The organism is Rhodococcus sp. NPDC047139 (genome assembly GCF_040643435.1).
Lineage (GTDB): Bacteria > Actinomycetota > Actinomycetes > Mycobacteriales > Mycobacteriaceae > Rhodococcus.
The window spans coordinates 22,564-49,358 of the sequence record NZ_JBEYUH010000025.1 but is presented as its reverse complement, the minus strand read 5'-3'; the positions used below and the strand labels follow the sequence as shown (position 1 = coordinate 49,358).

The 26,795-nt window shown below is 66.4% G+C and carries 23 protein-coding genes, 1 rRNA gene and 1 riboswitch; of the genes, 18 read left to right on the top strand and 6 right to left on the bottom strand.

Features of this window, described 5'->3' with window-relative positions; genetic code table 11:
- Together rrf and ABZ789_RS21845 are read left to right on the top strand one after the other, a co-directional pair.
- Positions 1-88: ribosomal RNA gene (rrf, locus tag ABZ789_RS21850) — 5S ribosomal RNA — on the top strand; the annotation flags it as partial.
- Positions 89-204: 116 nt separating this feature from the next.
- Complete coding sequence (locus ABZ789_RS21845; RefSeq protein WP_358428487.1) at positions 205-762, top strand: putative immunity protein; 558 nt, start codon at positions 205-207, stop codon at positions 760-762.
- A gap of 83 nt (positions 763-845) precedes the next feature.
- Here the strand turns inward: ABZ789_RS21845 and ABZ789_RS21840 are convergent, their stop codons facing one another.
- A complete protein-coding gene (locus tag ABZ789_RS21840) occupies positions 846-2,144 on the bottom strand; it encodes a cytochrome P450 (protein ID WP_358428484.1) in 1,299 nt (432 codons plus the stop codon).
- A 250-nt stretch (positions 2,145-2,394) separates the two neighbouring features.
- Here ABZ789_RS21840 and ABZ789_RS21835 point away from each other — a divergent pair, with 250 nt between their 5' ends.
- From ABZ789_RS21835 to ABZ789_RS21790, 10 genes are all read left to right on the top strand, one after another.
- On the top strand, positions 2,395-3,021 hold the full coding sequence (locus ABZ789_RS21835) for a TetR/AcrR family transcriptional regulator (protein ID WP_358428481.1): 627 nt from the start codon (positions 2,395-2,397) through the stop codon (positions 3,019-3,021).
- Between the two features lie 378 nt (positions 3,022-3,399).
- Complete coding sequence (locus tag ABZ789_RS21830) at positions 3,400-4,233, top strand: ABC transporter permease (RefSeq protein ID WP_358428478.1); 834 nt, start codon at positions 3,400-3,402, stop codon at positions 4,231-4,233.
- A 1-nt stretch (position 4,234) separates the two neighbouring features.
- Positions 4,235-5,089 (top strand): ABC transporter permease, encoded by an 855-nt coding sequence (locus tag ABZ789_RS21825; RefSeq protein ID WP_358428475.1) that lies wholly within the window; start codon positions 4,235-4,237, stop codon positions 5,087-5,089.
- 2 nt (positions 5,090-5,091) lie between these two features.
- On the top strand, positions 5,092-6,396 hold the full coding sequence (locus ABZ789_RS21820; protein WP_358428472.1) for an MCE family protein: 1,305 nt from the start codon (positions 5,092-5,094) through the stop codon (positions 6,394-6,396).
- Positions 6,393-7,430 carry an MlaD family protein gene (locus tag ABZ789_RS21815; protein WP_358428469.1) on the top strand — a complete coding sequence of 346 codons (1,038 nt, stop codon included), beginning with the start codon at positions 6,393-6,395 and terminating at the stop codon, positions 7,428-7,430. The genes ABZ789_RS21820 and ABZ789_RS21815 overlap by 4 nt, the downstream gene beginning before the upstream one ends.
- 55 nt (positions 7,431-7,485) lie before the next feature.
- On the top strand, positions 7,486-8,496 hold the full coding sequence (locus ABZ789_RS21810) for an MCE family protein (RefSeq protein ID WP_358428466.1): 1,011 nt from the start codon (positions 7,486-7,488) through the stop codon (positions 8,494-8,496).
- Positions 8,493-9,599 (top strand): MCE family protein, encoded by a 1,107-nt coding sequence (locus ABZ789_RS21805; protein WP_358428464.1) that lies wholly within the window; start codon positions 8,493-8,495, stop codon positions 9,597-9,599. Before ABZ789_RS21810 ends, ABZ789_RS21805 begins: the two co-directional genes overlap by 4 nt.
- Before the next feature lie 44 nt (positions 9,600-9,643).
- Positions 9,644-10,717 carry an MlaD family protein gene (locus ABZ789_RS21800; protein WP_358428461.1) on the top strand — a complete coding sequence of 358 codons (1,074 nt, stop codon included), beginning with the start codon at positions 9,644-9,646 and terminating at the stop codon, positions 10,715-10,717.
- Positions 10,714-11,976: an MCE family protein gene (locus ABZ789_RS21795; RefSeq protein WP_358428458.1), complete on the top strand. Its 1,263-nt coding sequence runs from the start codon at positions 10,714-10,716 to the stop codon at positions 11,974-11,976. The genes ABZ789_RS21800 and ABZ789_RS21795 overlap by 4 nt, the downstream gene beginning before the upstream one ends.
- A 44-nt stretch (positions 11,977-12,020) precedes the next feature.
- Positions 12,021-12,608, top strand: a complete 588-nt coding sequence (locus tag ABZ789_RS21790) for a hypothetical protein (RefSeq protein ID WP_358428455.1) — start codon at positions 12,021-12,023, stop codon at positions 12,606-12,608.
- A gap of 12 nt (positions 12,609-12,620) precedes the next feature.
- Here ABZ789_RS21790 and ABZ789_RS21785 read toward each other — a convergent pair whose 3' ends face one another.
- Both ABZ789_RS21785 and ABZ789_RS21780 read right to left on the bottom strand, forming a co-directional pair.
- The gene (locus tag ABZ789_RS21785; RefSeq protein ID WP_358428496.1) at positions 12,621-13,973 is read right to left on the bottom strand and encodes a M1 family metallopeptidase; all 1,353 of its coding nucleotides are present in this window, start codon (positions 13,971-13,973) and stop codon (positions 12,621-12,623) included.
- Positions 13,958-17,863 (bottom strand): Pls/PosA family non-ribosomal peptide synthetase, encoded by a 3,906-nt coding sequence (locus tag ABZ789_RS21780; RefSeq protein WP_358428452.1) that lies wholly within the window; start codon positions 17,861-17,863, stop codon positions 13,958-13,960. The genes ABZ789_RS21785 and ABZ789_RS21780 overlap by 16 nt, the downstream gene beginning before the upstream one ends.
- A gap of 133 nt (positions 17,864-17,996) precedes the next feature.
- A riboswitch (SAM riboswitch) is annotated at positions 17,997-18,114 on the top strand.
- A 68-nt stretch (positions 18,115-18,182) separates the two neighbouring features.
- Here ABZ789_RS21780 and ABZ789_RS21775 point away from each other — a divergent pair.
- The gene (locus tag ABZ789_RS21775) at positions 18,183-19,496 is read left to right on the top strand and encodes an aminotransferase class V-fold PLP-dependent enzyme (protein ID WP_358428449.1); all 1,314 of its coding nucleotides are present in this window, start codon (positions 18,183-18,185) and stop codon (positions 19,494-19,496) included.
- 119 nt (positions 19,497-19,615) lie between these two features.
- On the opposite strand, the gene ABZ789_RS21770 is transcribed toward ABZ789_RS21775, so the two are convergent.
- Both ABZ789_RS21770 and ABZ789_RS21765 read right to left on the bottom strand, forming a co-directional pair.
- Positions 19,616-20,146: a winged helix-turn-helix domain-containing protein gene (locus ABZ789_RS21770; protein WP_358428446.1), complete on the bottom strand. Its 531-nt coding sequence runs from the start codon at positions 20,144-20,146 to the stop codon at positions 19,616-19,618.
- A gap of 216 nt (positions 20,147-20,362) precedes the next feature.
- A complete protein-coding gene (locus ABZ789_RS21765; protein ID WP_358428443.1) occupies positions 20,363-20,836 on the bottom strand; it encodes a YbaK/EbsC family protein in 474 nt (157 codons plus the stop codon).
- A 224-nt stretch (positions 20,837-21,060) separates the two neighbouring features.
- Here ABZ789_RS21765 and ABZ789_RS21760 point away from each other — a divergent pair, with 224 nt between their 5' ends.
- Positions 21,061-21,891 (top strand): crotonase/enoyl-CoA hydratase family protein, encoded by an 831-nt coding sequence (locus ABZ789_RS21760; protein WP_358428440.1) that lies wholly within the window; start codon positions 21,061-21,063, stop codon positions 21,889-21,891.
- Between the two features lie 67 nt (positions 21,892-21,958).
- Here the strand turns inward: ABZ789_RS21760 and ABZ789_RS21755 are convergent, their stop codons facing one another.
- Positions 21,959-22,450, bottom strand: coding sequence for an inorganic diphosphatase (locus ABZ789_RS21755; protein WP_358428437.1), 492 nt, complete (start codon positions 22,448-22,450; stop codon positions 21,959-21,961).
- A gap of 260 nt (positions 22,451-22,710) precedes the next feature.
- Between ABZ789_RS21755 and dacB the strand changes: the two genes are divergently transcribed.
- The 4 genes from dacB to hpt are packed head-to-tail and all read left to right on the top strand — an operon-like array spanning position 22,711 to position 26,700.
- The gene (gene dacB / locus ABZ789_RS21750) at positions 22,711-24,054 is read left to right on the top strand and encodes a D-alanyl-D-alanine carboxypeptidase/D-alanyl-D-alanine-endopeptidase (RefSeq protein WP_358428434.1); all 1,344 of its coding nucleotides are present in this window, start codon (positions 22,711-22,713) and stop codon (positions 24,052-24,054) included.
- The gene (locus ABZ789_RS21745) at positions 24,051-25,097 is read left to right on the top strand and encodes a zinc-dependent metalloprotease (RefSeq protein WP_358428431.1); all 1,047 of its coding nucleotides are present in this window, start codon (positions 24,051-24,053) and stop codon (positions 25,095-25,097) included. The genes dacB and ABZ789_RS21745 overlap by 4 nt, the downstream gene beginning before the upstream one ends.
- A 2-nt stretch (positions 25,098-25,099) precedes the next feature.
- Entirely contained in the window at positions 25,100-26,134 is a 1,035-nt protein-coding gene (tilS, locus tag ABZ789_RS21740; RefSeq protein ID WP_358428428.1) for a tRNA lysidine(34) synthetase TilS, read from the top strand.
- 11 nt (positions 26,135-26,145) lie between these two features.
- The gene (gene hpt, locus ABZ789_RS21735; RefSeq protein ID WP_358428425.1) at positions 26,146-26,700 is read left to right on the top strand and encodes a hypoxanthine phosphoribosyltransferase; all 555 of its coding nucleotides are present in this window, start codon (positions 26,146-26,148) and stop codon (positions 26,698-26,700) included.
- Positions 26,701-26,795 lie beyond the last annotated feature (95 nt).

The following is a 26,795-nucleotide window of genomic DNA, read 5'->3' as shown; positions in this document are numbered from 1 at the left end:
CGGTCCCATTCCGAACCCGGAAGCTAAGCCTGTCTGCGCCGATGGTACTGCACTCGACAGGGTGTGGGAGAGTAGGACACCGCCGAACACCCGTTACCGAAGACCCCCAACCATGTTGGGGGTCTTCGGCTTTGAAAGGGGACCCGCTTTCGCGGGTCCCCTTTTCTCGTGTGGATGGTCTTCGGCCGACATACGCTTGCGTATATGGGGCGAGTCGAGCCGGCGAGAAGCGTCTTCGGCGATTTCGAGCTGACCGTGGGCGAGTTGCGGGTGGTGGCGCGGTATGCCGCAGAGAGCGCCCAGGACGTGCTTCCCGTCTTCGAAGAGTCCGTTCCTGGTGACCGGCGTCCTCGTGCTGCCCTCGATGCGGCATGGGAATTCGCCGGCGGTGCGAGGCGAACGAGTCTTCAGCGAGTGACTGCATCGGACGCGCATCGGGCAGCGAAGCAAGCGTCCACCGAGGCGGCCGCTCTGGCTGCCCGATGCGCCGGCGATGCCCCCGCGGCCGCCTATCTGCATCCGATCGCGAAGGCTACCCAGGTCGGGCACATCCTGCGAGCCGCCGCGAGCGCTGCGCGCATTGCCGAGCTCCGAGCCGATGACGACCCCGCAGTCGGGAACTCGATGATCGAGCAGGCACGCCGCCGTGCGACCCCCACGCTGGTCGACGTACTCTCGCGCTATCCACCCGCGCCCACCTCGAAGACTCGTGTCGGGCAACTGATGAGCGCGCTGGATGCATCCCTGCGTTGCCGATCGTAGGAGGCCGTTACCGACCGAAGATCCGGTGCGTGCCGGTCTCTTTCGAGTGAGATCACTCGAGTACCGCTGCTGCACGGACTCCGTCAGCGGACGTGGGCACTTCCTTCCGGCATGGCGACGGGAGTGAACTCGAGATGTATTTCGGTGAGCCCGCGGAGGATGTACGTCGGTTCGTAATCGAAGTGCCTGTCACCGACGGGCCCGTGCTTGTCTTCCGATATCCGGATGTCACCGAGCCGATCGAGGAGACGCTCGACGGACACGCGTGCTTCCACCCGGGCCAGCGGGCCGCCGGGGCAGGAGTGGACACCGCGCCCGAAGGCGATGTGATCGCGGGAGTTCTCCCTGTCGAGTCGGAACTCGTGTGGATCGGCGAACCGTCGAGGATCTCGGTTGCCGGCAGGAAGCGACACCATGACGGGGGTACCTGCAGGTATATCGACTCCAGCGAGGCTCGTCTTCTTCTTGGCCAGACGGAAGTCGCTCTTGACCGGCCCCTCGAGGCGTAGCGCCTCGTCCACGAACTGGGGTATCAGGCTGCGATCCTCGCGAAGCTGCTTCTGGAGATCGGGCCTATCGGCGAGCAGCCGGAACGCCGCGGTGATCAGGCGTGCAGTGGTGTCCTGCCCTGCGCCGAACAGGAAGGTGGCGAGACGCACAAGATCGACAACGTCGGGGGTGTCGCCATCCGCGTACGTCGATTCGGCGAGCATCGAGAGGACGTCCATTCGCGGTGTCCGGCGCCGATCTTCGATGTAGGCCGAGAACTTCGAATCGAGGAATTCCAGCGGATTGGTTCCCAGGACTCCGTCCTCGGCCATCGCACCGGGTGTCTGTGTCGACAGGTGGGCGATGAAGGCGGCGTGGTCCTCTTCGGGAACACCGAGGAGGTCGGCGATCGTGAGCAGAGCGAACGGCTGTGCGTACTCGTGAAGCAGCTCCACCTTCCCGGACTCGTGGAAGGTGTCGATCAGGCGATCTGCCAGTCGCCACATGAAGTCCTCGTTCTCGGCCAGCCGCCGAGGGGTGAACAGTCCGGCGAGAAGCCGTCGGACACGTGTGTGCTGAGGCGGATCCATCGTCACGAGGTGCTCGTTCAATGGGATCTCGGGGCGATGACGCTCGATCTGCTCGCTGATGTCGTCGCCTTCGGGTTCGAAGGGCATGCCGGGGAACGGGCCGGTCGCAGCGTTGATGTTGGAGTAGGTCGACGTATCCCGAAGCACGGCAAGACATTCGTCGTAGCCGGTCACGGCCACCACGCCGCGGGGAGCGGTGAACCGCACCGGGCATTGCGAGCGCAGATGATCGAAATAGGGATGTGGATCCGGGATGAACGAAGGGTCTGTGAAGAAATCCTTCGAGTCGAAGTCGTCGTTCACTCGGGGCTCCTGACGTTGTGCACACACGAGATGTGCAACTGCGGATGTTTCCGATGAGAACGCCAGCCTCGCCCGATGCTGAGCGCCTGCCTAGCAGTGCTGGATATATGGATAGCATGGACCTCGAATGTGGTCAAGGACACATTGCTCATGCAGTAGACATGAGTGGCCGACCGGCGTTTCGCGACCGCCGGGCCGGCCGGTCACCTGCGATACGGGTCGCGCTGTGTCGGCTACACGGGGGTGGGAGATGACGTCGTCGAGACGGATCGGTGCACCGGATGCGAAGAACAGGACGGTGCTGCTCGACGCGGCCGAGCAGTTGATGCTCGAAAAGGGCTACGCGGCCGTCACTTCGAGGCGCGTAGCCGAGCGTGCCGGTCTCAAGCCGCAGCTCGTCCACTACTACTTCCGAACCATGGACGACCTGTTTCTCGAGATGTTCCGCCGACGTGCCGAGGAGGGCTTGGCGATCCAGGCGGAGGTCGTGAGGTCCGACAAGCCACTGCGGGCGCTGTGGGAGTTCAGCATCGATCCCGCGGCGGTGGCCGTGACGACGGAGTTCATCGCACTCGCTCGTCATCGCGACGCCCTTCGTCGCGAGATCGCCCGATACTCGGAACTGTTCCGCACAGGTCAACGGGACGCCGCGCGCGCAGCCCTCGCGCGGTCGGGATACGACATGGCCCGCCTTCCGCCCGTCGTGGTATCGGTGCTGATGACCAGCATCTCCCGTGTGGTGGTGATGGAGGAGGCCCTCGGGCTCACCGCAGGTCATGCCGAGACCTTCGAGCTGGTGGAGTGGTGCCTGTCGGTGCTCGAACGAGACGTCGAACCTCCCGGTGACCGTAGTGGCAGGCATCGCGATCACGTGTAGTGCGATCGTCTTGCGTGGGGAGGCTCCCGTGGAGGTGGGCGAAGTATTCCGAAATCATGTATTGCAAGTTCGAGAATAGTATTCTACTTTTGGGCTGGGGTAGACAGCCCTGCTTCGGCGCCCGATCGCCCGCGGGTGGCCGAAGCGAAGTTTCGTGGCGCGTGTCGTGACATCGGACGGATTCGGAGATTCTCTCGAAAACCATCCGAACGCAACCGATCTCGGTAATGATTGCGGCCGATCGATCGTCCGGTGTCATACACGTACTCGTTCATTCCTGAAGGGGAGCGCCCGTGGCACATATGGTTTCGGGTACGGCGAAGTGCAGTCCCGGGCGGGTGGATATGTCCGGTACCGGATGGGCCCGGTGATCCCGCGATGCGGACGCCGGCCACAGACGAGATCGGCAACTGGGCGCGAGGGTACATCCGGCGACATCCTGTTGCGGCACTCGAAACCGTGGGCGGTCAATGCGTTCTGGGAATCCGTGCCCTTCAGTACCTGATCCTCGACATCGCCACCCTGCGATTCCCGTTCGCGGAGTTCGTGCGCCAGGCAGCCTTCATGGCGTCGGCATCGGCATTGCCCACGATGTTCGTGGCCGTCCCGATCGGGGTGACCCTGTCGATACAGTTCGGTCTTCTCGCCGGGCAGGTCGGGGCCACCTCACTGGCCGGTGCCGCCAGTGGTCTCGCGGTCATCAAACAGGGCGCGCCTATGGTGGCGGCTCTGCTGATGGCGTCGGCGGCCGGTTCGGCGGTGTGCGCCGACCTCGGTTCGCGCAAGATCCGCGACGAGATCGATGCCATGGAGGTGATGGGTCTCTCGGTGGTCCGGCGCCTGGTCGTTCCGCGCCTGGTGGCTGCGATCGTGGTCGGTCTCGCGCTCACCGGCCTCGTGTGCTTCGTCGGCTTTCTGTCCGGCTACATCTTCAACACCTTCGTAATGAACGGTACTCCAGGTAGTTTCGTGACCACTTTCGCGTCGTTCGCGACCCTGGGTGATTTCGTCCTCACCATGGTCAAGGCGGCGGTCTTCGGAGCGATCGTCGCCGTGGTTGCCTGTCACAAGGGCTTGACGACACGCGGAGGACCTGCCGGCGTCGCCAACTCGGTCAATGCGACCGTCGTCGCATCGATCCTGCTTCTGATGATCGTCAACGTCGCCTTCACCCAGCTCTACGTGCTGCTGTTTCCCCGGACGGGATTCTGAAATGGCGTCACGATACTTCCCGCCCGGCACCCGCCCGCTCGTCGTCTTCGCGACTGCACATGCTCGCTCGGTCCAGCGACTCGGGCACATCATCGTCTTCCTGTTCCGAGCTGTCGCAGCGATCCCGACGACACTGCGGCATTACCGGAAGGAGTTCCTACGCATCCTCTCTGATGTCACCTGGGGCAACGGTTCTCTCGTCGTCGGGGGCGGCACGGCCGGGGTGATCATCGTCCTCGGCGCCTCCGCGGGAGCAATCGTGGCAATCGAGGGATACAACGCGCTGCACCTGCTCGGCTTGGAACCCGCGACGGGAATGGTCTCGTCGACGGCCACCACCCGTGAGCTGGCTCCCATCATGGCCTCGCTCGCCTTCGCAGCACAGGCAGGTTGCCGATTCACTGCCCAACTCGGTGCGATGCGCATCTCGGAGGAGATCGACGCTCTGGAGTCGCTGGCGATCCGGTCGATCCCGTATCTCGTCACGACGCGGCTGCTCGCCTCGGTGGTAGCGGTGGTGCCCCTGTATCTCGTGTGCCTCACCGTGAACTACGTTGCCGTGCAATCGGTGATCGGACTGGCGGGCGGTGTGTCGGCCGGCACCTACGGCCACTACTTCTCACTTGTGCTCAGCGGCACGGATATCGCGTACTCCCTGCTCAAGACCGTGGTGTTCGTCGTCATCACCACCACCATCCAGTGCTATTACGGATTCTATGCGGCTGGTGGACCGCAGGGGGTGGGGACCGCTGCCGGCCGGGCCATGCGGGCGAGTATCTCCGCGATGATCGTGGTCAATCTCCTCATGACCGTCGCCCTGTGGGGTATCGGTTCGGGCGCAAGGCTCGGAGGGTAGGTATGTCGATTCTGCTCGAGAGCGACGTCGGACGTTCCACCCCGGCCCGGCTGTTCGTCGCCGGTGCGCTGGCCTTGCTCGTCGGCCTCATCGCGGTGGGAGTGGTCTTGGCGAAGGCCGACGGCAGATTCACCCGGACCGTCGAGGTGGACGCCGTGCTCTCGGACATCGGTGACGGACTCCTCGCACGGTCGGACGTCAAGTTCCGGGGCGTGCTGGTCGGGGAGGTGCGGGAGGTCGTGCGCCCGGACGCCACGTCCTCCCTCGTTGTGAGGCTGTCGCTGAAACCGGAACACGTGCAATCGATTCCGAGCAGCGTCACTGCACGTGTCGTGCCGAGCAACGTCTTCGCCGTGTCGTCCGTGCAACTCGTCGACAACGGCGCGGCATCACCCTTGCGCGCCGGTGCGTCGATTCCGCAGGACACGAGCCTGGCGACCGTCCAATTGCAGACAGCGCTGACGAAACTCCGCGACATCACGGCGGCCACGGCTCGCGTCGACCAGCGGCACACCCTCGGGATCCTCGCAACCGTCGCGGAGGCAACCGATCGCCGCGGAGCCGATATCGTCTCGGCAGGAGAGAAACTCGATCGTATGGTCCGTGAGCTGGGGGCCGTCCTCACACCCGACGGTGGTCCGTCGACACTGGTGGCTCTGTCCGATGCGGTGCGCGGACTCCAACAATCCGCACCGGACCTGCTCGACGCCGTGAACCACGCGGTGCTGCCGATGCGGACCGTTTCGAAGAAGCGTGCGGAACTGGGGACGTTCCTGGCGTCGAGCGCGGCCACTCTCGACCTCGTTGCGACCGGCTTCGAGAAACACACAGAGCAGGTCATCGGCGTGACGACGGCGCTCACTCCGGTACTGGGCGTCATGGCGGACGGTGCGGAGGAGTTCCCCCGTATCACCACCCGGATGCGGCGCATCTCCGACAAGTGGTTCGAGGACTTCTGGCCGCACGGTGCACCGCGCGGGATGGGCAAGTTCATCTTCCAGTTCACCCCGCACAGGATGTACACGCGTGCCGACTGCCCCAGGTACGGCGCTCTGGCCGGCCCGAGCTGCGAAACGGCACCCGAGACCGGAGCGCCGCCGGTCGCCTCCCTGGACACCGGAGCACGAGTGCTCAGCAGCGTCCCGGCCGGCGGCAACGTCGGCTCGATCGGCAGCGAGGAGGAGAAGAGGTTGCTCGGCGCGCTCCTCGGGGGCGATCCGTCGGCGGCCGCAGAGATGCTGCTCGGACCGGTGGCGCGCGGAGCGCTGATCACGGTTCGGCCGGACGAGGGGAGCGGTCCGAGGTGAACTACCGCAAGCCCCTGATCGGTCTCGTCCTCTTCCTCCTGGTGTGCCTCGGGGCGACCTGGCCGGTCGTCGTCACGCTCCAGCGCGAAGTCCACGGCGACACGGTCGCCTACAGTGCCGTCTTCAGCGACGCATCGGGCTTGCGGGTGGGCGACGACGTTCGGATGGCGGGCGTACGGGTGGGGCGCGTCGACGCGATCGAACTGGACGCGACGGTCGCGAAGGTCGCGTTTCGCATCGAGGACACACAGGCGGTGTACGACGACACCGAGGCCGCGATCACCTACCAGAACATCATCGGGCAGCGGTATCTGGCACTCACGCGTAGTGAGGGCGGAGCCGGGAAGCCCGTCCCACCCGAGTGGGAGATCCCCCTCGAACACACCGATCCCTCATTCGACATCTCCGTGCTGCTCAACGGCTTCGAGCCGTTGTTCAGTGTGCTCGATCCCGAGCAGGTCGACCGGATCACGAGTGCGATCATCGCGGCACTTCAGGGCGACGGTGGTGGCGTGACGGTGCTCGTCGCCGAAACATCGCGCCTGGCCGAGTCACTCGACGAACCCGATCGGGTTCTCGGTGACATCATCGTCAACCTGGATGCGGTCATCGGAGAGCTCGCGACGCAGAGCGAGGATGTCGAGGCCGTGCTGAGCAGTGCCCGCGCGATCTTCGCCGAACTGTCGGCACGGCGGGACGAGACCATCGACTCGCTCGATTCCGTCGCCGCTACGGTCGACAGAATCGCGCAGATCAGCCGGGAAGTGCAGCCCGACATGCACGAGATGATCGTCCGGCAACCGGGATTCACCCGGCACTTCCTCGACAACAAGGACAGCTTCGCGTACTTCGGGGCGAACCTGCCGGGATTGCTCAAAGGGCTGGCACGTGTAAGTCAGGAGGGCAGTTATCTGAACACCTACCTGTGCAATTTCAACGTCACTCTGGTTCCCCAGGTCGGTACGATCATTCCGTCCGTGGTCTCGGAGGTCACGCCCGAAGGGCGGATCACGCACTCCCCGGTCTGCAGGTGAATCCGTGAAATTCGCACGCAGAAGACAAAGCCGCGGAGGCACTCCGAAGCGAAAGGTGACGCTCGAGGAGCGCAATCCCCTGACGATCGGCATCGTTGCGGTCGTGTTGATCGCCGTCGCGCTGACAGCCACCGTCGGCGTCTCCCGCATCGGATTGTCCTCCGTGCGGTACGAAGCCGAATTCGCACAGGCGGCACGGATCAGTACGGGAGACGCCGTAACGATTGCGGGCGTCCAAGTAGGGACGGTCGAAGGGGCCCGCCTTGCCGGGGACCACGTCGTGGTGGCCATGGACATCGACAAGGGGGTCGAACTCGGTTCCGACACCGTGGCGTCGATCAAACTCACTACTCTGCTCGGATCCCGATATCTCGAACTGCGGCCGGCGGGCCGGGAGCCTCTGGACGACAACCGGATTCCGATCGAGAACACTGTCGTTCCGTACGACCTGCAGGACGTGCTCGCGGATGCGACGACCACCTTCGAGCAGGTGGATGCCGAGCAACTCGGTGAGACGATGAACGTCCTCGCGGGTGAACTCGACGGGGTACCCGAACTTCTCCCGCAGGTTCTGCAGAACATCGAGAGTCTTTCCGGAACCCTGGCAGACCGGCGCCGCCAGATCGGCTCGATCCTCGAAGCCACCGCATCGATCACCACTGTCGTGCGGTCCCAGCAGGACAGTCTCGCCGTACTCGTCCGCGACGGGCACGCCATGCTGGCCGAACTCGAGAACCGTCGCAATCTCGTTCAGCGCCTGCTGGAGTCGACCACACGGCTCGTGGAATCGCTGCACTCGGTCGTCGTGGAGGACCGCACCCACATCGACGCTATGATCACCGACCTGAACGAGTTCCTCGAGTCCCTGGCGAACAACGATGCGCTGCTCCGCAACATTCTCCAGATCCTGCCGGTACCGATCCGCAACTTCACCAATGCGTCGGGGACGGCCAACGAGGTCGACTTCACGGCGCCGGCCGGACCGATGATCGACTCGTGGATGTGTGCTCTGGTGGGGCACACCGAGGAGCCGACCCTACGCGACTACCTCGGGGAGTGCCGATGACGATCAAGTGGGTGGTGAGGGGCATCGCCCTGCTCGCGATCGCAGGCGTGACCTCCTTCTTCGTTCTCGACCGGGTCCGCACGTCCGAGGAGGCCGTGACCGTCACCGCACGGTTCGACAACGCGGCCGGTCTCTACGAGGGGAACGAGGTGTCGGTCCTCGGGATACCGGTAGGGCGAGTATCCGCGATCGCGGCACACGGCACCCACGTCGCCGTGACGATGGAGATCGACGCAGGCATCGACATCCCGGCAGATGTGCAGGCGGTCGCCGTGTCCACCTCCGTGCTCACCGACCGGCACGTCGAACTCACCCCCGTCTACCGGAGCGGACCTACGCTCGAGGACGGGGCGGTCATCGGTTCGGACCGCACACGTACCCCGATCGAGTTCGATCGCCTGCTTGCGATGGCAGACACTCTGGCCCTCGAACTCGAAGGTGACGGAGCGGGTAACGGGCCGGTTGCGCGACTGCTCGATGTGGGCGAAGCAATGACGGCAGGAAACGGTGTCGGAATCAGAGCCGCCCTCGGCCGACTGTCGGACGCGCTGCGAATGAGCGCCGAGAAGGGCGCGATAACCGGCAACGAGATCACCACGATCATCGACAATCTCTCCGTCCTGACAGACATCGCGGCCGCCAACGACACCGAGATCCGCGAGTTCGGAGAAGCCACCCGAAGACTCGGTGAAGTACTCGCCGATGCTCGCATCGGCGAGGGGGACACCGGAACGAAGCTGAACGAGATCCTCGGGCAGGCCGAACAATTGCTCGAGTCCAATCGCGGTGCGGTGCAGTCGACCGTGACGAACGCAGAGTCGGTCGTCCGCGCGATCGTCGACTACCGCAACGAGGTAGCCGAATTCCTCGATCTGTCACCGCTTCTTCTCGCTAACGCGTACAACGCGATCGACCAGGAGCACGGTGCCGCGCGCGTACACGCCCAACTCGAGAAGGTCTTCTTCGACGGGCATCTCGTTTCCCAGGTGTGTGCGGCACTGGAGATGCGCGATGTCGGTTGTACTTCCGGGAATCTGAGGGATTTCGGTCCGGGATTCGGTATCGCTTCGATGCTCGAAGGGATTGCGGGGTTGCCGCGATGACGCATGTGGCCACCCGCCGGAGGCGATGGACACGGAGCGTGTTCGTGACGATCGCAGCGTCGATGCTCGGCACGACCGCGTGTTCCTCGGGGCTCGAGAGTCTTCCGCTTCCGGAACCGGGTGTGGGGGGCGACTCCTACGTCCTCCACGCGGTTTTCGAGAACGCGCTCAACCTTCCGACCAAAGCCAAGGTGAGACTCGCGGGTGCGGACGTCGGTGAGGTCGCGTCCATGCAGGTGGAGGATTACACGGCCATCGTGACCATGCGAATCGTCGACGATGTGTCCGTCCCGGTGGGCACCGCCGCCGAGTTGAGATCCGCCACACCGTTGGGCGATGTGTTCGTCTCGCTGCAACCACCGGTCGATGCCGTAGACGGAGCGGCCCTCTCTCCGGGCGACACGATCCCGTTGTCATCGACCGCAGCTGCGGCGACCATCGAGGGAGTGCTTTCCACCGCATCGGTTCTCGTCAACGGTGGTGCCCTGCGCAACCTCACGAAGATCGTCGACGGATTGGGCGAAGCCGTGGGAGGGCGCGGTGATCGGCTCGCGGCGCTCGTCGACGAGTCGACCAGGCTGGCGGGTCTCATCACCGCTCGCACCGCCGAGATCGAGGAGTCGTTGACCCGCACCGAAGGACTCATCGCGACTCTTGCCGATCGGCGAGCGAGCATCGACGAGGTGGTGCTGGCCGCACGTCCGGCACTCGATGTCGTAGCGGCCGACACCGCCCGAATTCTCGACCTCGTCGGGCAGATCGATCGGATCGGCCGGCAGATCGAGCGATTCCCCTCGGTACAGGGCACCGACACCCGCAGCACGATCGCCGACCTCGATCGGATCGCCGAGCAGCTGAATGTCGCGGCGACCCACCCGGAAGCAAGCCTGAACGCGGTCAATCGACTACTCGCACCCATCATGAGGGTCACGAACAGCACCTCTGCGAATGTCGACGCCGATCTCGAACAGCTCGTCATCGGTGCGGTCCCGTCGCCGGGACATTCGGGCGATCCGGGGAGCCGACTGCCGGACGAGACCGACTGGCAGGCGTTCGTCGGAACCCTGACATATACGTTGATGCGACTGCAGAACCGCCTGGACGGAGAAGGTCCGTGAACCGGGGAGGAGCCGTCGAGTTCGTCGCGGGCGGAATCGTCGCGGGGGTGCGCTACGGCTACGGCCACCGGCTCGGCCTCTCGGTCGTCGCTCTCGTCACCACCTTCGTCGTCGGTTTCACCTACCTCGTGCTCGGCGTGTTCGATGCCGATCCGACGGCCGGGACCTTCCGCATCCGCGTGCACTTCGAGGACTCGGGTGGACTGCTCCCGGGGCGGGACGTGACGCTGCGCGGGGTGCCGGTGGGTACCGTGTCGTCCGTCGAGCTGACCGACGACGGCGTGGTCGCGGTCGCCGAGATCGACTCGGAGGTATCGATTCCGGCGGGTGGAGAGATCCGCGTGGCAGGACTGTCGCTTGCAGGAGAGCAATACCTCGACCTGCGTCCGGACAGGGACGGGGGTCCCTATCTGCAGGACGGTGCCGAGATCTCGGCCGAGAACACGTCGACACCTGTCCCTCTCTCGACTCTGATGCACGATCTCGACGGCATGCTCGCGCAGATCGAACCCGAATCTCTCCGAGTCGTCGTGGAGGAACTCGGCGTCGGACCGGAAGGGCCGCGCAAACTCACCGACATCATCGAAGGCGGCACCTTCCTGATCTCCACACTCGACGAAGTACTACCGCAGACGGTGTCACTGCTGCGCTCCGGCAAGATCGTGCTTCGCACGCTCGCCGACGCCGAACCAGGACTGCAGGAGATGTCGGGGGAGATGTCGGCCCTGCTGCGCGGAGTCGAATCGATGGACGAGGGTTTTCGCGACTTCGTGGACCGCGCACCCGCGACGATGCACTCCGTCGACAACCTCCTCGCGGAGAACTCCCCGACGATGGTGCAACTGCTCGGCAATCTGACGACTGTCGCGCAGATGGCTCACGTGCGCGTACCTGCCCTGCACGAATTCTTCTTCCCGAGCGAACGGGACGGGTCGACGCTCGAAGCGCTCATGACCGCTTTTCGCGACGGAGGCGTCTGGGCGCTCGTGAACATCTATCCGCGGAACTCGTGCGACTACGACCTGCCGCGACGAGCACCGACCATTGCCGACAGCCCGGAACCGTATCTCTACACCTACTGCGCCGACCCCGACCCGTCGACGCTCGTCCGCGGTGCCCGCAACGCGCCTCGTCCACCCGGCGAGGAAGGCGCGGCGAGCATCCCGCCGGGCGTCGATCCGCTGCGCACGTCCGATCCTGCTCCGATAGGACCGCACAGCATTCCGCTCGATTACGGCGGCCCGAAGGTGCCGAACTGACCTGTGCCGCAACCTCCGTGAAGAACCGAACCAGGAGAACCGACATGAGCATCGACAGCGAGGCCGTCACGGACGAGACCGTCACGGACGAGAGCACGGACGCGAGGGTTGCCGGTACCGACGACAACGAGGACGGAAACCGTTCGGGAAGAGGGCGACTCACGCGTTCGCTGCTCGTACTCACCGCCGTCGTGGCGGTGGCAGCCCTGGCCGCTGCCGCAGTGCTGGGCACACAGTTGCGGAACGCTCGTGCAGTGGACGATGCGGCACGAGCGGCGTCGGAGGCTGCAAGGCAGTTCGCGGTGACGTTGACGTCCGTGGACTCCGCGAGTCTCGATGCGGACTTCGCTGCGGTGCTCCGAGGAAGCACCGGCGAATTCGCGCAGATGTATGCGGAGTCGAGCGAACAACTCGAACAGTTGCTGATCGACAATCAGGCGCGCGCCGAGGGTGTCGTCGTGGAGTCGGGTATCAAGTCGGCGACCACGACGAAGGTCGAAGTGCTCCTGTTCGTCGACCAGAGCGTCACGAACACCCTGGTTCCCGAACCTCGGCTCGATCGCAGTCGGGTGGTGATGACGATGGAACTCGCCGACGGCCGGTGGCTCGCGTCGAAGGTCGACCTGCCCTGACCACGTGCCGCTTCAGGCGGTCGGGGCGGCAGGAAGGGACTCGGTGCCCAGCCACGCCTCCCACAGCGGACGGAGTGAGGTATCGGAGAAGCGGGCTGCGAGATCCTTGAACTGGGCCGTCGTGACGTTTCCGTGCCGGTGTTCCGAGGTCCACGTCCGCAGAAGATCGAAGAACGAATCGTCACCGAGGTGCAACCGCAAGGCATGCAGGGTCAGTGCCCCCCGCTTGTATATCCGGTCGTCGAACATAGCCTCCGGACCCGGGTCCTCGAGCACGATGTCCTGTGGCTTGCGGGCAAGTCCGCGGTGGGCATCGAGTGCGTGCGCATGTGCGGACCTGTCGCCGGAACTCTCCGACCACAACCATTCCGCGTAGCAGGCGAACCCCTCGTGGAGCCAGATGTCGCACCAGCGATACAGGGTGAGGCTGTTGCCGAACCACTGGTGGGCCAACTCGTGGGCGACGAGTCTCTCCTCGCGTCCGGTGCCGTCGCAGAAGTTCGCTCCGAAGATCGACAGCCCCTGTGCCTCGATGGGGATCTCGAGGTCGTCGTCGGTCACGAGTGCGGTGTAGTGCGCGAACGGATACGGTCCGAAAAGGCGCGTGAAGACTTCGAGCATCTCGGTCTGACGAGCAAAATCCCGATCGAACGAGGCGCGGAGGCGGGACGGATGGATCCCGTACTGCGGCACCGGATCCGACGCAAGCTTGCGTACCTCGTACTGCCCGGTCTGCACAGTCGCGAGATAGGTCGCCATCGGCTCGGGTTGCTCGTACACCCAGGTGGTCCGACTGGACTTCGTGGTCTTGTGCACGAGCGTTCCGTTCGCGATCGCGACGAACGGGGCATCTGTGGTGATGGAGATCCGATAGGTGGCCTTGGAGCCGGGATGATCGTCGCAGGGAAACCATGTGGGCGCACCGTTCGGCTGGCTCGCGACGAGCGACCCCTCGTCGAGTTCCTCCCAGCCCACCTCGCCCCACATGGTCCGCAGGGGAGCGGGAGTGCCGGAGTACTGCACGCCCACGATCAGCACGGCACCAACGGGGAGTTTCTCGGCCGGCGTGACGGTGAGCTTTCCGTCCCGGTGCGCGAACTTCGCCGGGCGACGCCCGTTGACGGTCACCTTCGAGACACGCATCGACTGTGCGAGATCCAGCGAGTACTTGGGCCGTACGTCCGTCGTCGTTGCAATGATCTTCGCTCGGCCGTCCAGCCTGTTGGAGACCACCTTGTAGGTGAGCTCGAGTTCGTAACGCGACACCCGGTATCCGCGGTTCCCACTCTCGGGCAGGTAGGGGTCGAGCGGGCGGTCGGCAGCGACAGGCGCGACGGGCTTGACGGGTTTCACCGCGGCGACCAATCGTTCGGTGTGGTCCACGGGGCGATCGGGTTGCCCTGCCAGCGGGTGGACGGCGGGACGACGTCGCCGCGCATCACCAGCGACGCCGGTCCGACGGTGGCGCCGTCGCCGATGCCCGACGCCGGCAACGCGACGCATTGCGGACCGAGCGTGGCGCCGGCGCCGAGGGTCACGGTGTCCATGGACATGATCCGATCATGGAACAGGTGGGTCTGTACAACGCAACCCCGTTCGACCGTGGCGCCGTCGCCCAGGGAGACCAGGTCGGCCTCGGGCAACCAGTAGCTTTCGCACCATACGCCACGGCCGATCCTCGACCCCAGTGCCCGCAACCACAGATTCATCACGACGGTGCCGGTCGCGGCCCGCGCGAACCACGGGGCGGCCACGGTTTCGACGAAGGTGTCCGAGACCTCGTTGCGCCACACGAACGAACTCCACAGTGGGTGTTCGACGCGTCCGATCCGTCCCACCACGAGCCATTTCGCGGCGACCGTCACGAGGCACGCCACGGCCCCGGCGATCATGAGCACGACGCCACCGAGCAGTGCGGTAACGGCATACCCCCAGTGCACGGCGAGAGTGTTCAGGGTGAACAACACACCGAGTCCGATGCCGAAGGTGACGATCATGGGCACGAGACGGAAGGTCTCCACGGCGCCGCGCGCGATCTTCAACTTCAGCGATGGCTCGAAAGTGCGACTCGCATCGCTCTCTCCACTCGCGCGCCGCAGACGAACAGGGGGACTGCCCAGCCACGACGACCCGGACTTCGCCTTCTCCGGAGCTGCGGAGAGCACCGCGACGAGTCCGTGCTTCGGTACGCGCCGGCCGGGTGCCGCCATGCCCGAGTTGCCGAGGAATGCGCGTTTTCCGACCTTCGCATGCGAGATGTACAACCGGCCGCCGCCGAGTTCGTAGGAGGCGACCATCGTGTCGTCCGCGAGGAAGGCGCCGTCGGCGACCTTCGTGAACTTGGGGACCATGAGCACGGTCGACGCCTCGACGTCCTTGCCGATGTCGGCACCGAGCAAGCGGAGCCAGATCGGGGTGAGCATCGACGCGTAGAGCGGGAAGAGGAAGGTGCGCGAGGAATCCATGAGGCGCTCGGTGAACCACACCTGCCAGCCCACGCGGCTGCGCACCGGATGCCAGCCCTCCGTCATCCCGATGGCGAGCAGCCGCACGGAGAACAAAGTGAGCAGGGCGAAGACGAACATCGTGAGCAGCGCCGCGACGGGCAGCATCGACAGGGAGCGGAGCACGGCGTCGGAAACGGTCGCGGTGTCGTGCACCCACCACACCAGCAGGGCCACACCGGCAGCGATCGACACGATCGGCAGGCCCCCGAGCAGCAGCGACGACAGCGCGTAGACCGGCACCCATCGTCTTCCGGGAGGAGGCACCTGTGCAGGCCAGGGCCGGTCGGCCTTGCCGACCTTCCGGGCGGGAGATCCGGCCCAGCTCTGTCCGGCTTTCACGCGACCGAATACAGCAGATCCGGCTTCCACCCGCGCGTTCTTTCCGATGCGCGCGCCCGGCGCGAGGAACGATCGCGCACCGACGGTCGCACCGGCGCCGATTCCGATGCTCCCGATGTGGACGACATCGCCGTCCACCCAGTAGCCGCCGAGGTCCACTTCCGGCTCGACCGAGCAACCGTCCCCGAGCTCGAGGAGCCCGGTGACGGGCGGAAGGCTGTGCAGGTCGACATCGCGTCCGACCTTCGCTCCCAGGGCACGCGCGTACTGCCGCATCCACGGCGCACTCGAGACGTTCGTGGCCCCTACCGCGTCGGACAGTCGCAGGGCCGTCCACAGCCGGAGGTGGACACTTCCGCCGCGCGGGTAGCTTCCGGCTTCCACCCCGCGCAGCAGCAGACGTGCACCCGCGACAGAGAGGGCCATACGCCCGGCGGGGGTGAGGAACAACAGGACGCCGAGCGCGATCCACCACCACGACAACGTGACGGTCCACGGCACGTCGACGACGAGCGCGATGATGTTGTTCAGGAGCGCCAGCCAGGTCACCCACTGCAATCCGGTGAGGGTGCTGAGGAGGACGGTCGCAGCGACCTGGGTGAACTGGGCGCGCCGGGGCACGGGAGTCACCTCACGAGGTGCGGTGGCTTCGGTCGGCGCGAGTTCGTCGAGATAGACCGCGAGCGATCCGAGCCGGGGATGGTCGTACAGCTCTGCGACCGTCATCTCCGGGTATCTGCTCCGCAGAGCTGTGACGAGCTGTGCTGCCGCGAGAGATCCGCCACCGAGCTCGAAGAAGTCGTCGTCGGAACCTTCGATTCGGACGCCGAGGATGTCGGTCCACAATTCGGCGACCCATTCGGCCGTGGGATCGAGCCCGAGCGCTTCCACCGCGCCGGCGTCGGCGCCGGGCAGCGGCCACGGCAGAGCGTCGCGGTCCACCTTGCCGGACGTGCGGGTGGGGAGTTCGTCGACGAGCGCGAGCCGTGGGACGAGCGCGGCGGGGAGTTGTTCGGACAGCAGGTCGTGTGCGGACGCGATGTCGAACCCCGGGTCGGTCGAAGCGATGTACCCCACGAGGATCGAGTGCCCGGCAGCCGTCCGGCGTACTGCACACGCGCCACCGGCCACGCCGGGGAGGTTCTGCAGTGCGTTGTCGACCTCCCCGAGTTCGATGCGCCGGCCCCCGATCTTGACCTGGTCGTCGGCGCGACCCTGGAATAGCAGGCCGTCGCGGTCGAGGGTGACGAGATCGCCGCTGCGATAGGCGCGGTCCCAGCCGAGAGTGGGCATGGGAGCGTACTTCTCGGCGTCCTTCACCGGATCGAGATAGCGCGCGAGACCGACACCCCCGATGACGAGTTCACCCGTCGCGCCTTCCTCGACAGGATTGCCCTCGGCATCGACGACGGCGAGGTCCCAGCCGTCGAGAGGAAGGCCGATGCGGACCGGTCCGGTGCCGTCCATCAGCGACGCGCACGCCACCACCGTGGCCTCGGTGGGGCCGTAGGTGTTCCACACCTCGCGTCCCGGAACGGCGAGGCGCTCGACGAGATCCGGTGGGCAGGCTTCGCCGCCGAAGATGAGCAGGCGGACCGCTTCGAGTGCTTCGGCCGGCCACATCGCCGCAAGCGTCGGGACGGTGGAGACGACGTTGATGTCGCGGGAGACGAGCCAGGGGCCGAGATCCATGCCGGAACGGACGAGCGCGCGCGGTGCCGGAACCAGGCATGCGCCGTGCCGCCACGCCAGCCACATCTCCTCGCACGATGCGTCGAACGCCACCGACAGGCCGGCCAGGACGCGATCGCCGGGGCCGAGCGGCGACGCCTGACAGAACATCCGGGCCTCGGCGTCGACGAATGCCGCGGCGTTGCGGTGGGTGACCGCGACACCTTTCGGCGTGCCGGTCGAGCCGGAAGTGAAGATGATCCACGCGTCGTCCTCGGGCTGCGGACCGCGCACGACCGGGGCACCGGGCGGCACGGCCGTTCCGGGACCGGTGCCTTCATCGGTGATGACGGCGGTGACCTGTGCTTCCGAGAACACGAGTTCGGCTCGATCGTCCGGGTCGTCGGCATCGACCGGGACGTAGGCGGCACCCGCCGCCAGAATCGAGAGAATCGTCACATACAGATCCGTGCGCCCGGATGTCATGCGCACGCCGACCCTGTCGCCGGCCCCCACGCCCGCATCGTTCAGTGCATACGCCCCCGCGATCACCGCCTCGACGAGTTCGGCGTAGTCGAGGACAGTGGTGCCGTCGTCGAGAGCGGGAGCGCTCGGATGCGCCTCGGCAGTCCTCCTGAGCAGGTCGACGAGGGTGCGTGCGGGCGGGGCGTGCGACGCGCGGAGGAACTCGTCCGGGATGGGTGACCGGCCGACGGGGGTGGAGGATGGGGCTGGCAAGTCCGCGGGTCCTTCTGCTCGATGGTTCTTCCGGTTATCTCACGTCCTGATGGACGACAGGTGAACGTGCGGTGGGCGGGTGCCGAGATCGTGGGGTTGACACGGATGGTCCGTCCTGTCATTGTCTTCGCCAGGTCATGAGTACCAGCGTCAAGCCCCGGCTTGCTGGTCGGCAACCCTCCAACCGCGGTGGGGTGCTCCGGGTGACGACCAGGCCGTGAATCCACCTCCGGACACGGCAAGCGCGGACTCCGCCGGCGACGAGAATTCTCCGTTGTGGGCGTCACCGGCGGGTCCCTGATTGCACGAGGGATCTGTCATGACTGCTGTAGCCACCACCACCTGCATCGCTCCGTTCGCCACCGTTTCCGGTTGTGACGTGCAGGTTCCGCTCGTTCAGGGTGGAACCTGCACCTACGCGAACTTCGACTACGCGGCGAGCGCGCCGGCGCTGTCGGCCGTCACCGAACGAATCACGGAACTGCTGCCGTTCTACGCGAGCGTGCACCGCGGTGCCGGATATGCCTCGCGGATCAGCACCACGGCCTACGAGGACGCTCGTACGTCCGTCTCGCGGTTCGTCGGTGCGGACGCCGACCAGGTTGTGGTCTTCACGCGCAACACCACCGACTCGCTGAATCTGCTCGCGAGCGCGGTACCCGGTGACGTCGTGGTGCTCGATATCGAGCACCACGCAAATCTGCTGCCGTGGAAGAACTCTCGTATCGTCGAGGCGGCGGACACGGTGTCGGAGACGGTGTGGCGGCTCGCGGTCGAACTTCAGCGCGCGCCCGCGGCTCTGCTCGCCGTCACCGGTGCTTCCAACGTGACCGGCGAAGTTCTGCCCATCGCCGAACTCGCGGAACTCGCTCACGCCTGCGGTGCGCGGATTCTGGTCGACGGCGCTCAGCTCGTGCCCCACCGACGTGTCGATCTCGCGTCGCTCGGCGTGGACTACCTCGCATTCTCGGGCCACAAGCTGTACGCACCGTTCGGTGCAGGAGCGCTCGTGGGTCGCCGGGATTGGCTCGACGCCGCCGAACCGTATCTGGCAGGTGGCGGGGCGGTCCGCGAGGTACGTCTCGACGGCACGGAATGGGCGTGCGCCCCTGCGCGTCACGAGGCCGGAACCCCCAACGTGCTCGGGGTTGCCGCACTTGCGGCCGCGTGTGATGCCCTCGCCGGCTTCGACCCCGATGCGGTGACCCGCCACGAGGAAGCCCTGTGCGCCCTGCTCGTCGAGGGTCTGCGGGCGATCGACGGCGTGGAAGTGCTTCGCCTCTGGGGCGATTCGACCGACAGCGTCGGTATCGTCACCTTCACGGTCGACGGGTACGAGCCCGGGCACGTCGCCTCGTATCTGTCCGGCGAACACGGCATCGGGGTTCGTGACGGGCGCTTCTGCGCTCATCCGTTGCTTGCACGAGTCGGTCGTGCCGGAGGTGCCGTCCGAGCCTCACTCGGCCTCGGTAGTTCGTCCGACGACATCGAACGGCTTCTCACAGCGCTGCGGTCGCTGGTCGCGGACGGGCCGTCGTGGGTGCATGCGAAGACCGATGGCGTGTGGAACCCTTCGCCGGAAACGCGGCCGGGTCTCGGACAGGCCGCCGGTAGCGCTTCGCCGTGCGTGTAGGCCCGTGATCTCGCCGATCCGGAATCGATCATCGCGTCCGATGCGCGCTTCCTGACCCCGGTTTTCCGGTACATATCACGAAGGAGGGGAGAGACTCGTCTCTCCCCTCCTTCGCGTGTTCACGCCGTACGGCGGTCTAGCGCCTCGACCACGTGCACACGCGGATCGGGGTCGTAACGGTAGCCGGATCCGCGCACTGTGGTGATGATGCTTCCGAAGCGTCCCAGCTTCGACCGGATTCGAGACACGTGGACGTCGACGCTGCGGTTGCCGCGCTCGGCGTCGATTTCGCCGTTGTCGGCGTCTCCGGTGCCGAGCTGCCGGAGCGACGCGCGGGAGGCGGCCACGCGAGGTTGTCGAACCAGATGCCCGAGAATCTCGAATTCGCGGTGGCTCAATTCGACTCGCTCGCCGTCGAGGACGAGGCCGCGGGCCGGCAGGTCGATCACCAGGGGTGTCGGACCGGGGCTGAGAAGTGTGCGGGTGCGGGCGCCGGGAAGCAGGTCGAGAGCGGTCTCCCGAAGTGCGTCCGCGAGGACCGCGAGATCGCCGGGTGATCCGGCATTCGTGTCCGAGATCTGCACGATGAGAACGAGTTCGGGTGAATCGATCGGCCCGGTGGCCGGATTCGCGATTGGGGACGTGGTCATGAAAGGACTCCGCTGGTCGGAAGATGAACGGCGCCCTCGGGCAACTATCGAGAATGCGAGGCGCCGGAAAGAGTAAGGGATGGTGTGGATCTCAGGTCGCACACAGGCACGAGCGGGTGCGGCACAGGTCGACATGCCTGCGGCTCCACGCTCGGACGGTCACGACGGCGAGTGTACCCGGGTGGGCGTGCCGTCGGTACCGGCAGGCGGGAGATCTCAGTCCACTTCCACGTCGATTGCGGCGGTGATGCGCATCAACTCGGAATACACGGTGCGGAAGAGCGTGTGGGGGCAACCTCCCGACGCCCACAGCTCCGGGTGGTACTGCAACGAGCGGTCGATGTAGGTCGGCAGGTTGGTGGGGTGGCCGAGAGGCGCGACTCCCCCGAGCGGTTGCCCGGTGACCTCCGTGACCAGGTCGGGCGAGGCCGGGACGAGTTCGCCGCCGAGACGCTTGCCGGTCCGCTTCACCGCCACGCGGTGCGCTCCGGAGACCAGCAGCAATATCGGATCGTCGTCGAGCAGGAACACGAGCGACTTCACGATGGCGCCCACCTCCACGCCCACCGCGGCAGCCGCCTGCTCGGCGGTGTGCACGTTCTCCGGCTGCTCGACGATCAGACCGTGGTGGCCGCGAGCTATGAGCGTGTCCGAGACGCGGTGGGAATTCGGATCCAGCGACCTGGTCATGCAACAAGAGTAGGAAATCGCCGCACGATCGGCACTGTTCCGGACACGCGTCGTGGCCTCGTCGACCGGTGGTGCAGTGCGGGGATGCCTCCACGCAAGTTACTCTCCAGTATCAAAGCCTCTCCCGCCTGCGGCGGACAGATTTCGTCGACACGCCCTCGACCCGACCTTGGAAGGAGGACGGCGGTTCTCGCCCTCATGGACCGAGGACCGTCGAACACAGAATGACCGATCACTCTCCCTGGAAAGCATTCACCGTCGAGCAAGCGGACCACGTCGCGCGGGTCACGCTCGTCGGCCCGGGTAAGGGCAATGCAATGGGCCCCGACTTCTGGGCCGAACTGCCCGTCCTCTTCGGTGAACTCGACGCCGATCCCGACGTCCGCGCTGTCGTGCTCGCCGGCTCGGGCAGAAACTTCTCCTACGGGCTCGACCTCGTCGCCATGGGCGGCAGCCTCGGCTCCGTCGTGTCCGGCAAGGCACTCGCGAAACCGCGTACGGATTTCCACGCGATGATCAAGAGCATGCAGGCGGCCATCACGGCCGTCGCCGACTGCCGCAAACCTGTGGTCGCCGCCGTCCAGGGCTGGTGCATCGGTGGCGCGCTGGACCTGATCTCCGCCGCCGACATCCGCTACGCGAGCGCCGACGCCAAGTTCAGCGTCCGCGAGGTCAAGGTCGGGATGGTCGCCGACGTCGGCACGCTCGCCCGGCTCCCGCTCATCATCGGCGACGGTCACGTCCGCGAGCTCGCGCTCACCGGCAAGGACATCGACGCAACGCGCGCCGAGAAGATCGGACTCGTCAACGACGTCTTCGACGACGCGGAGGCAGTTCTCGCCGCGGCTCACGCGACTGCGGCCGAGATCGCCGCCAACCCGCCGCTGGTGGTCCACGGCATCAAGAACGTCCTCGACCACACCCGGTCTGCCCGCGTCGACGACAGCCTCCGTTACGTCGCGGCGTGGAATGCGGCGTTCCTGCCGTCCGAGGATCTCACCGAGGCGATCACCGCCGTTTTCGAGAAGCGTCCGCCGCAGTTCAAGGGGGAGTAGCCCCGCAACCCCCGAAACGACGATCTCCCGGACGATTCGATCGTCCGGGAGACCTTCGTTCTACGGCTCAGTGTCCGCCGTTGTCCTTCAGGCGCGCGATCGACGCGGTCACCTCGGCCTCCGCCTCGGCGCGACCGACCCAGTCGGCGGCCTCGACATGCTTGCCCGGCTCGAGATCCTTGTAGTGCACGAAGAAGTGCTTGATCGCGTCGAGCTCGAACTGGTCGACGTCGCTGATGTCCTGGATGTGATCCCAACGCGGATCGCCGGCCGGAACGGCCAGGATCTTGTCGTCGCCACCGGCCTCGTCGACCATCTTGAACATGCCGATCGGGCGGGCGTCGACCAGCACGCCGGGGAAGACCGACTCGGGCAGCAGCACCATGCAGTCGAGCGGATCGCCGTCCTCACCGAGGGTGTTCTCGATGTAGCCGTAATCGGCGGGGTAGCCGAACGAGGTGTACAGGTAACGATCGAGCTTGACGCGTCCGGTCTCGTGATCGACCTCGTACTTGTTCCGCTGCCCCTTGGGGATCTCGATGGTGACCTCGAACTCCACGCGTTGCCTCACTTCGTCGGTATTTTCCGGCCGATACGACATCCGTATCTGCGGTGATGGTCCGGAGAGAGGATAACGGTCGCGGCGCTAGTCTGGAGGCGCAGGTACCGGGCCCCGAGTGCGTTACAGCGCAGTGTGCGGCCGGCAGCGGGAATTGCGGATGGCTGGTCGACGAGTGTGCAGGATGCAGCGGAGGCGTGTTGGCGGGGCAGGGTGGCAGCAAGAAGCAGGGTTCGCTGGTAAGCCGGCGGCGGCGGAACATGAAGATCCTGTTCGGGATCTGGGGAGCGGGTTTCCTCGCTCTGGTCGTGGGCGGGGCCTTCGCGATCTACGACGTGCAGGCGTCCTCCGGCACAGCGGTGCTTCCGGCACCGGCACCGGTCGTCGCGACTCCGGCGATCGAAGCGGTCGAAGCCGACGCCCCTATGCCCGACCCCGAGGTGCTGGCGACCGCGCTCGAACCGGCCGTGAAGAATCCCGGGCTCGGTGACTTCACCGGATCGATCACAGATCCGGCGACCGGCACCGTCCTGTGGTCGCAGGACCCCGGTCGTGCCCTGATCCCCGCTTCCACCACGAAGATTCTCACCGCCGCGGCCGCCATGCTCGTGTTGCCGCCGGATCACCGGATCACCACGCGTGTCGTCGAGGGGTCGAAGCCGGGGGAAATCGTCCTGATCGCCGGGGGCGACCCCACGCTGTCGGCACTGCCCCGCGAGGAGGACAGCTTCTACCCGGGTGGGCCCCGCATCGACGATCTGGCCGAACAGATCCGTCGCAGCGGTGCAGCGGTCGACACCGTTCTCGTCGACACGAGTCTGTACAGCGGAGATCCGTTGGCGCCCGGCTGGTCCCCACAGGACGTCGGCGCGGGCTACGTCGCACCCATCGAAGCCGTCATGCTGGACGGTGGCCGGTTGCAGCCGCTCGAGGACGAGTCCCCCCGCAGCGAAACTCCTGCGCTGGATGCGGGTCGTGCACTGGCCACGGCGCTCGGTGCCGACCCGGCACGCGTCGCAACCGGATCCGCCGCAGCGGGCGCAGCGCCGATGGCGTCGGTCCAGTCGGCGCCGCTCACTGAGCGCCTCGGCCAGATGATGCGCCGATCGGACAACGTCCTCGCGGAGACGATCGGACGGGAAATCGCGATCGCGACCGGCAACGAGCACTCGTTCGCAGGAGCCACGAGGGCTGTGACCGGTACGCTGCAGCAAGCGGGTCTGGACGTCACCGGAGTGACGCTGCGCGACACCAGCGGGCTCTCTGTCGACAACCGGATCTCCGCTCGCACGCTCGACCGCGTGATCTCCGAAGCCGCCGGACCGAACAGGACGGAGCTGCGGCCCATGCTGGACTATCTCCCCGTCGCCGGAGCCACCGGCACTCTCGCGGACCGCTACGGCACCACCACGCGTGCCGGAGCGGGATGGGTGCGGGCGAAGACCGGCACTCTGACCGAGGTCAACGGACTCGCCGGGTACGTCGTCGACTCGGACGGCCGCGTGCTGTCGTTCGCTCTGCTCTCCAACGGACGCTCCCCGAGCGAGGCCCGTCCCGCCCTCGACGCCGTCGCGTCGGTCCTCCGCGAGTGCGGCTGCCGATGACCGGCAAGGAGCGGGCCCTGGGCGACGCGATCGACTGGTCGTTCGCGGCAGGGGTCGGTGTGCGTCTCACCCGCTCCGAACCGGCGATGTCGCGGTACACGCGCACCGCCGTGCACGACGAGCTGTTCTCGTCGGCTGCGCGGGCCGAGGGGCCCGTCCGCGAACACACACGACTCGACAACGGAGCCGAGCCGCTGCCGGCGCGGGTCGTCGACCGTCCGGAATGGGTGCGCGCAGCCGCAGCGTCCATGGCCGATCTCACGGCGGCGCCGGGCGCGGATTCGGGCAGCACCCGACGTTGGGTGGGCAAGCCCGCGGGTGCGCAGGCGGGCGCCATGCTGGCCTACCTGTCGTCCGCGGTGCTCGGCCAATACGATCCGTTCTCCCGCTCGCTGTTGCTGGTCGCGCCGAACGTCGTCGCGGTCGAACGTGCGCTGAAGGTGCCGCCCGCCGATTTCCGCCTGTGGGTGTGCCTGCACGAGGTGACCCATCGGGTGCAGTTCGCACAGGCACCATGGATGGCCGATCTGATGCGCGACGCCGCGACCGACCTCGCCACTGCCGTCGAGGAACCGGTGAGCGAGGTGGCGACCCGCGTCGTGTCGGCGGTCAAGGATCTGCGCACTCCCGGCGAGAAGCCGATGTCGGAACGCGGCATGCTCGGCGTCGTGCGGGCGCTGCAGGCACAATCGCAACGCGAGTCATTCGATCGAATGCTCGCGCTGGGAACCCTCCTCGAGGGGCATGCCGACCATGTGATGGACGGTGTCGGGCCGGCGGTGGTCCCGTCGGTTGCGCGGATCCGGCGGGCGTTCGACAACCGTCGGCACCGCAACAGCAGCCCCGTCCACCGGCTCATCCGCCTCATCCTCGGCATGGACGCCAAGATGGCGCAGTACGTGCACGGGAAGAAGTTCGTCGACGCCGTCGTCGCGAAGGTGGGCATGGATGCCTTCAATACGGTGTGGTCCGGGCCGGAGGCTCTCCCCGCACTGGCGGAGATCGACGACCCCGACGCGTGGATCGCGCGGGTGCTGAGTTGACCGTGGCCTCACGCTCGTCGGCATCACCATCACCCGATCGCCCACTCCTTCCCGAAACCGCGGCGATCCACGAAGTGCGACTCGCGGTACGGGCCTGGCTGAACGCCCACTCGGTTCGTGAGGTGACGGTCGCGTTGTCCGGTGGTGCCGATTCGGCAGCCCTGACCGCCGCCGCCGTCGCCGAAGCGGAGTTCGTGCACGCCGTCGTCGTCGACCACCGGCTGCAATCCGGCTCCGAGGTCGTCGCGGCACGCGCCGCGGAGTTCGCACGCGCCCGTGGTTGCGCGACCGCCGTTGTGGTCGGCGTGGACGTCACCGGCGGAGGAGGACTCGAAGCTGCCGCACGTGCCGCCCGTTACCGGGCACTCGACGAGCATCGCGACGACCGGCCGGTGCTGCTCGGACACACCCTCGACGACCAGGCCGAGACGGTGCTGCTCGGCCTCGGCCGCGGCTCGGGGCTCCGCTCGATCCGGGGGATGGCGTCGTTCGAGTCGCCCTGGGGACGTCCACTTCTCGGTGTGCGCCGCGTCACGACCCGGCTGGCGTGCGACGAGCTCGGCTACCACCCCTACGAGGATCCGCACAACGCCGACGACCGATTCACCAGGGTGCGACTGCGTCGCGAGGCACTTCCGCTGCTCGAGGACGTGCTCGGTGGAGGCGTGGCCGAAGCCCTCGCTCGAACGGCCGGGCAGCTGCAGGAGGACGGCCGCGCCCTCGACCGCTGGGCGGACGAGCTGCGTGCGGCTGCCTCCCGTGACGGCGACCTGCTCGACGCCGACGTGCTCGCGCAGGCTCCTGCAGCCGTACGGCGCAGGGCCGTCCGAGCATGGCTGATCGATCACACTGCCTCGCCGAACGAGACGATGCTGCGGGCGGTCGACGACCTGGTAGCGGCGTGGCGCGGACAGGGACCGGTTGCGGTCGGGCGAGGCCCCGAGTCGGGGACGAGGTTGGTGGTGTCGCGTCGGCGTGGCAGGCTTGCCGTGGAGTACGTCGACCCGCCGAAGGCATGGGCGACCGGCGAAAGGTAGGAAGGACCCCGGTGTACGAGAACGACATAGCGGCGGTGCTGATCTCCGAGGAGCAGATCAAAGAGCGGACCGCAGAACTGGCGCAGTCGATTGCCGAGCGATACCCGGTGGGTGCGCCGGAAGGCGATCTGCTGCTCATCGGTGTGCTCAAGGGCGCCATCTTCTTCATGACCGATTTCGCGCGGGCCATGCCGATTCCGACGCAGATGGAGTTCATGGCCGTCAGCTCGTACGGGTCGTCGACGTCGTCGTCGGGTGTCGTGCGCATCCTCAAGGACCTCGACAAGGACATCGCCGGTCGCAACGTCCTCATCGTCGAGGACATCATCGACTCCGGTCTGACGCTGTCGTGGCTGCTCCGCAACCTCTCGACGCGCAATCCCGCCTCGCTCGAGGTCGTCACGCTGCTGCGTAAGCCGGAAGCGGTGAAGATCGATGTGGAGGTCAAGGACGTCGGTTTCGACATCCCGGACGAGTTCGTCGTCGGATACGGCCTCGACTACGACGAGCGCTACCGCGACCTTCCGTACATCGGCACCCTCGATCCCAAGGTCTACAGCAGCTAGCCTGCGGCCGAGCCGAGCCGCAGGTCCTGTTCGTCTGGAACTACAGGGGCGGTCCGGTCGTTGACACATACGAGGTCTCCTCGGAGCCGGATCGG